Origin of the sequence: Delftia sp. JD2, assembly GCF_001682645.1 — a bacterium.
GTDB lineage: Bacteria > Pseudomonadota > Gammaproteobacteria > Burkholderiales > Burkholderiaceae_C > Comamonas > Comamonas acidovorans.
The window spans coordinates 1-5,920 of sequence record NZ_LFJT01000118.1; the positions used below are offsets into that span (position 1 = coordinate 1).

Annotated in this window: 4 protein-coding genes; 2 read left to right on the forward strand and 2 right to left on the reverse strand. The window is 68.9% G+C overall.

Annotated features, from left to right (window positions below; all coding sequences use genetic code 11):
* A partial coding sequence (locus ACM14_RS29930; protein WP_065348147.1) for an efflux RND transporter permease subunit occupies nucleotides 1–3,123 on the reverse strand: 3,123 nt, incomplete at its 3' end.
* Between the two features lie 383 nt (nucleotides 3,124–3,506).
* Between ACM14_RS29930 and ACM14_RS29935 the strand changes: the two genes are divergently transcribed.
* Entirely contained in the window at nucleotides 3,507–4,241 is a 735-nt protein-coding gene (locus ACM14_RS29935; RefSeq protein ID WP_175403331.1) for a response regulator, read from the forward strand.
* A gap of 34 nt (nucleotides 4,242–4,275) precedes the next feature.
* Nucleotides 4,276–5,349 carry an ATP-binding protein gene (locus tag ACM14_RS29940; RefSeq protein ID WP_013800609.1) on the forward strand — a complete coding sequence of 358 codons (1,074 nt, stop codon included), beginning with the start codon at nucleotides 4,276–4,278 and terminating at the stop codon, nucleotides 5,347–5,349.
* 18 nt (nucleotides 5,350–5,367) lie between these two features.
* On the opposite strand, the gene ACM14_RS29945 is transcribed toward ACM14_RS29940, so the two are convergent.
* Nucleotides 5,368–5,920 (reverse strand): VWA domain-containing protein (locus ACM14_RS29945; RefSeq protein WP_254662166.1); only part of this gene is annotated, 553 nt, incomplete at its 5' end.

Genomic DNA, 5,920 nt, shown 5'->3' on the forward strand with positions numbered 1-5,920 from the left:
AGCAGGCGGCGGCCGGCGCGCGCTGCCGCGCGGCCCGGCGATGCGCCGCTGCCATTCAAGGACGAAGACGAAGAAGACGGGCACGAAGAACACGGCCAGCACCGTGCCGCTGACCATGCCGCCGAACACGCCCGTGCCGATGGCGTGCTGGGTCTCGGCGCTGGCGCCCGATGCCAGCATCAGCGGCACCACGCCCAGCGCAAAGGCCAGCGAGGTCATGAGGATGGGCCGCAGCCTCAGGCGCGCGGCCTTGATGGCGGCCTCGCGCAGGTCCTGGCCTTCCTCGCGCAGCTGCTTGGCGAATTCCACGATCAGGATGGCGTTCTTGGCCGACAGGCCGATGATGGTGATCAGCCCCACCTTGAAGAACACATCGTTGGGCATGCCGCGCAGCAGCACGGCCGCCACCGCGCCCAGCAGGCCCAGGGGCACGACCAGCATCACCGACAGCGGGATGGACCAGCTCTCGTACAGCGCGGCCAGCACCAGGAAGACCACCAGCATGGACAGGGCCATGAGCAGGGGCGCCTGCGCGGCCGACTGGCGCTCCTGCAGCGACTGGCCGGTCCAGGCCACGGCAAAGCCGGGCGGCAGCTGGGCCGCCAGCCGCTCCATCTCGGCCATGGCCGCGCCGCTGGACGTGCCGGGCGCAGGCGTGCCCGAGATGCGCGACGCCAGGAAGCCCTGGTAGCGCACCAGCTGCAGCGGCGTCTCCGACCACACGGGCGTGGCGAACTCGGCCAGCGGCACCATGCCGCCCGAGGCATTGCGCACGTTCAGCCGGAGCACGTCATCGATCTGCATGCGCGCGGGCGCGTCGGCCTGCACGATGACCTGCTGCATGCGTCCGGCGTTGGGGAAGTCGTTGACGTACAGCGAGCCCATGGCCGTGGACAGCGTCTCGCTGATGGCGGCAAAGCCCACGCCCAGGGCCTGGGCCTTCTGGCGGTCGATCTCCAGCCGCACGCTGGTGCCCGAAGGCAGGCTGTCCTGGTAGGCCGAGCCCAGCACGCTGCTGCTGCCGGCCAGCGCCAGCAACTGGTCGGTGGCCGACTTGAGCGCGGCATGGCCCTGGCCCGTGCGGTCCTGCAGGTACATGGTGAAGCCCGAGGAGGTGCCCAGCTCGTCGATGGCCGGGGGCTGCAGCACCATGATGGCGCCCTCGGGCGCATGCTCCATGGCCTTTTGCGCGAGCGAGACTTCCTCGCCCGCCGTGGCGCCGTTGCGCTGGTCCCAGTCCTTGAGCGTGGTGAAGGCCATGGCCGCGTTCGGGCCCGAGCCCGCGAAGCTGAAGCCCAGCACCGAGATGCTGGAGGCGATGCCGGGGCGCTGCGCCACATGCTCCTCATAGCGCTTGACCACGTCCAGCGTGCGCTCGGCCGTGGCATCGGCCGGCAGCTGGATGGACGCCATGAAGTAGCCCTGGTCTTCCTCGGGCAGAAAGGCCGATGGCAGCTGGCGCAGCGCAAACACCAGGATGGCCACGATGGCCGCGAACAGCAGCATCATGCGGCCCGTGCGCCGGACCAGGCCCGTGACATGGGCCTCGTAGCGGTTCGTCAGCCGCTCGAAGCCACGGTTGAACCAGCCGAAGAAGCCTTTCTTCTCATGGTGGCCTGCCGCCACCGGCTTGAGCAAGGTGGCGCACAGCGCTGGTGTCAGGCTCAGGGCCAGGAAGGCCGAGAACAGGATGGACACGGCCATGGACAGCGTGAACTGCTGGTAGATCACGCCCACGGAGCCGCTGGCGAACGCCATGGGAATGAACACCGCCGTCAGCACCAGGGTGATGCCGATGATGGCGCCCGTGATCTCCTTCATGGCCTTGAGCGTGGCATCGCGCGGCGACAGGCCTTCCTCGGCCATGAGGCGCTCCACGTTCTCGACCACGACGATGGCGTCGTCCACGATGATGCCGATGGCCAGCACCATGCCGAACATGGTCAGCACGTTGATGGAAAAGCCCGCCACCAGCATCACGGCGAAGGTGCCCAGCAGCGCCACGGGCGCCACGATGGCCGGGATCAGCGTGTAGCGCAGGTTCTGCAGGAACAGGTACATCACCAGGAAGACCAGCACCATGGCCTCGACCAGGGTCTGCACCACCTTCTCGATGGAGATCTTGACGAAGGGCGCGGTATTGAACGAGATGGTGTGCTCCATGCCCCTCGGCAGGATGGAAGCCAGCTCGGCCATGCGCTTTTGCACGGCGGCGGCCGTGCGCACGGCATTGGCACCCGGCGACAGCTGCACGGCGGCGCTGGTGGCGGGCTTGCCATCCTCGCGGTTGGAGAAGGCATAGGACTGCGCGCCCAGCTCCACGCGCGCCACGTCGCCCAGCACCAGGCGGGAGCCGTCGGCATGGGCGCGCAGCACGATGGCCGCGAACTGCTCGGGCGAGGTCAGCTGGCCCTGCACGGTGAGCGGCGTGGTCACGCGCTGGCCCGGGGCGATGGGCGCATCGCCCACGCGGCCCGGGGCGATCTGCATGTTCTGCTGCTGGATGGCCTGGGTCAGGTCGCCCATGGACAGCCCGTAGGAGATCAGCTTGGCCGGATCGACCCAGACGCGCATGGCGTGCTCGGTGCCGAACAGCTGCACGCGGCCCACGCCCTCGATGCGCCGCAGCTCCTCGACGATATTTCGCGCCATGTAGTCATTGAGTGCCAGCTCGTCGAACTCGCCGCCCGGCGAGATCAGGCCCACCAGCAGCAGAAAGCTCGACGTGGCCGACTCCACCTGCAGGCCGTTCTGGCGCACGGCCTGCGGCAGGCGCGGCTCCACGGCCTTGATGCGGTTTTGCACATCCACCTGGGCCAGCTCGGGGTTGGTGCCGGGCTTGAAGGTGGCCTTGATCTCGGCCGAGCCCGAGGTGTCCACCGAGGACTCGAAATACAGCAGGTGGCGGACGCTGGACAGCTCGCGCTCGATCAGCGAGACCACGGAGTCATTGAGCGTCTTGGGCGTGGCGCCCGGATAGGTGGCATACAGGCTCACCGTGGGCGGCGCCACCGTGGGATAGCGCGAGATCGGCAATTGCGGAATGGCAAGCACACCCAGCAGCACGATGAACAACGCGATGACCCAGGCAAAGACGGGCCGGTGAATGAAGAACTGTGGCATGGACGCGAGGTCTGGTTTTCAATGCACGCCAGGGCGCGCTGCGGAAAAAATACGGCGCCTGGCGCCGACACATCTGAGGGGCCATCCGGATGCAAATCCAGATTGCCAGGAGGCATGGGGATGGAGGAAACTCCTGCCGGTGCGGCTTCGGCCTGCGGCGTGTTGCCGCCAGGGCCATTCATCCATGGAGCCGCTGCAAAGCTAACAGCTCTCCCACCCGCTCATACGGCATTGCCGCTGTGACTTCATATTCAGGGATTTGTTTCGCATGCCGGCCAATTGCGGCGGCACAGGGAAACAGCTTGCGTTCTTTCGATGGCATTTCGGCCCGGGAAATGTGGAAGAACGATGGAGATGAACACAGCCCCCGCCGCGACCCCAAAATGGCTTCTATCATTGCCCAGCCCTTGCCTTTCCAGCCATCGACATCGCTCATCCTCGTCGCCGAGGACGAGCCCGAGATCGCAGACATCCTGTGCGCCTACCTGGCCCGCAGCGACCTGCGCACCGTGCATGCCGCCGATGGCCAGCAGGCCCTTGAACTGCACCACCACTTGAAACCCGATCTCGTACTTCTCGACGTGCAGATGCCACGCCTCGACGGCTGGCAGGTGCTGTCCGAAATCCGCCGGCGCGGCGACACGCCCGTCATCATGCTCACCGCCCTCAACCAGGACGTGGACAAGCTCATCGGCCTGCGCATTGGCGCGGACGACTACGTGGGCAAGCCCTTCAACGCGGCCGAGGTCGTGGCGCGCGTGCAGGCCGTGCTGCGCCGCTGCGGCCAGGCCCAGCGCCGCGATACCAAGCTGCTGCAGGCCGGCCCCTTTCGCGTGGACCTGGACAGCCGCGAGGTCAGCGTGCAGGTGCAGGGCGCCACGCATGTGCCCGAACTCACCGTGACCGAATTCAACCTGCTGGCCAGCCTGGTGCGTTCGCCCCGGCGCGTGTTCAGCCGCGCCGAGCTTCTGCTGAGCTGCCTGCCCGAAGGCCACACGCTGGAACGCACCGTGGACAGCCACATCAGCAAGCTGCGCAAGAAACTCGAAGGCCTGGGCCTGCAGGGCATGCCCGACAGCGTGCGCAGCGTGGGCTACCGGCTGGGGATGGACCCATGAGCGCCGCACAGGCCGCAGGCCGGGGAGTGCCGTCATGAGCGCAGCGGCCGGCCTGCGCCGGCAGGTGGTGCTGACCATGTCGGCCGTCACGCTGGCCGTGGTCGTGCTGTGCGTGCTGGGCTCGTACGCCTTCTATGCGCTGCTGCTGACCTTTCACCCGGCCAGCGTCTCCGACGGCTGGATGCCCTCCAGCGTGGAGCTGGCCTGGGTGCTGCTGACCCTGGTGGTGGCCATGCTGATCGCCATCTTCGTGGCCACGCGGCTGTCGCGGCGCATCCTGCCCTCGCTGGACTCGGTGGCCATCAGCCTGCGCCAGCTGGCCGAGGGCGACCTGTCGGCGCGCGCCAGCACGGACGACAGCGCGCTGCACGAGGCCGCGCAGCTGGTGCACGACTTCAACAGCCTGGCCCGGCGCCTGGAAGGCATGGCGCAGGAGCGCGCCTTCTGGAGCGCGGCCATCGCCCATGAGCTGCGCACGCCCGTGACCATTCTCAGCGGGCGGCTGCAGGGCCTGTCCGATGGCGTCTTCCTGCCCAGCAAGGACATGCTGGCCAGCCTGATGACCCAGGTCGAGGGGCTGACCCGCCTGATCGACGACCTGCGCCTGCTGGGCCTGCAGGAAAACGGCCATCTGCAACTGCAGCTGCGCCAGACCTGCCTGGCGGGCGAGGTGCGCTCGGTGGCCCTGGCCGTGGGACCGGCGCTGGAGCAGGCGGGCCTGCAGCTGGCGATGGAGCTCGATGACCAGCCCGTGGTCTGCGACCCCGTGCGCATACGCCAGGCCCTGCTGGCCCTGCTGGAAAACGCCATGCAATATGCCCAGCCCGGCCCCCTGCTGGTGGCCGCGCGCGTGCGCCACGGCCTGTGCACCGTGCGCGTGGAAGACAGCGGCCCCGGCGTGGCGGCCGACCTTGCGCCGCGCATCTTCGACGCTTTCCAGCGCGGTGAAGGCGCCCGCAGCCGAAGGAATGCCAGCGTAGGAGCAGGCAACGGCAGCGGACTGGGCCTGGCCGTGGTGCAGGCCATTGCGCAGGCCCACGGCGGGCGGGCACAGTGCCTGCCGGGCGAGCGTGGCGGCGCGCTGTTCGAGCTGAGCTGGCCGGCCTGACCTTGTCAGAGCCGCAGATCAGCCTGCGAAATCATCGGCCCGCACATGGCGTGCGTCCCAGGCGGCAGCCAGCGCAGCCGCCCGGCCCAGGCGCACGCGGCCTGATTCAAAGTCCACGATGCCTGCCTCCTGGGCCGCCGCAGGCCGCGCAGGCCGCTCGCGCGTGCGGCCGTCGGTGAGCAGCCACAGCCAGCCCTGGCAGGAGGCCTCTGCGCCGCAATGGCGCTGCAGCAACTGGCCCGCCTGCTCCACGGCCGCCTGCAGCGGCGTGCCGCCGCCCCCGCCAATGGGAGCGATCCAGTCGTCATTCCAGGCCGCTGCCTTGCGCGGCGGCAGGCGCAATTCCACGCGCGTGCCCGCAAAGCAGATCAGCGCCACCTGCTCGCGGCGACGGTAGGCCTCTTCCATCAGCGACAGCAGCACGCCCTTGGCCCGCGCCAGTGCGCCGCTGGCGGCCATGGAGGCCGAGCAATCGAGCACAAAGCAATGCAGCCGCGTGGCCTGGGGCGGCTCGCGGCGGCGCTGCAGATGTTCGGGCGCCAGCGCCTGGGCGCCGCGCGCGGCCAGCGTG

What these genes read in the sequence shown, in the direction of transcription:
- ACM14_RS29940 (WP_013800609.1), top strand. Translation starts at nt 4,276, where the DNA reads ATGAGCGCAGCGGCCGGCCTGCGCCGGCAGGTGGTGCTGACCATGTCG.
- ACM14_RS29935 (WP_175403331.1), top strand. Translation starts at nt 3,507, where the DNA reads ATGGCTTCTATCATTGCCCAGCCCTTGCCTTTCCAGCCATCGACATCG.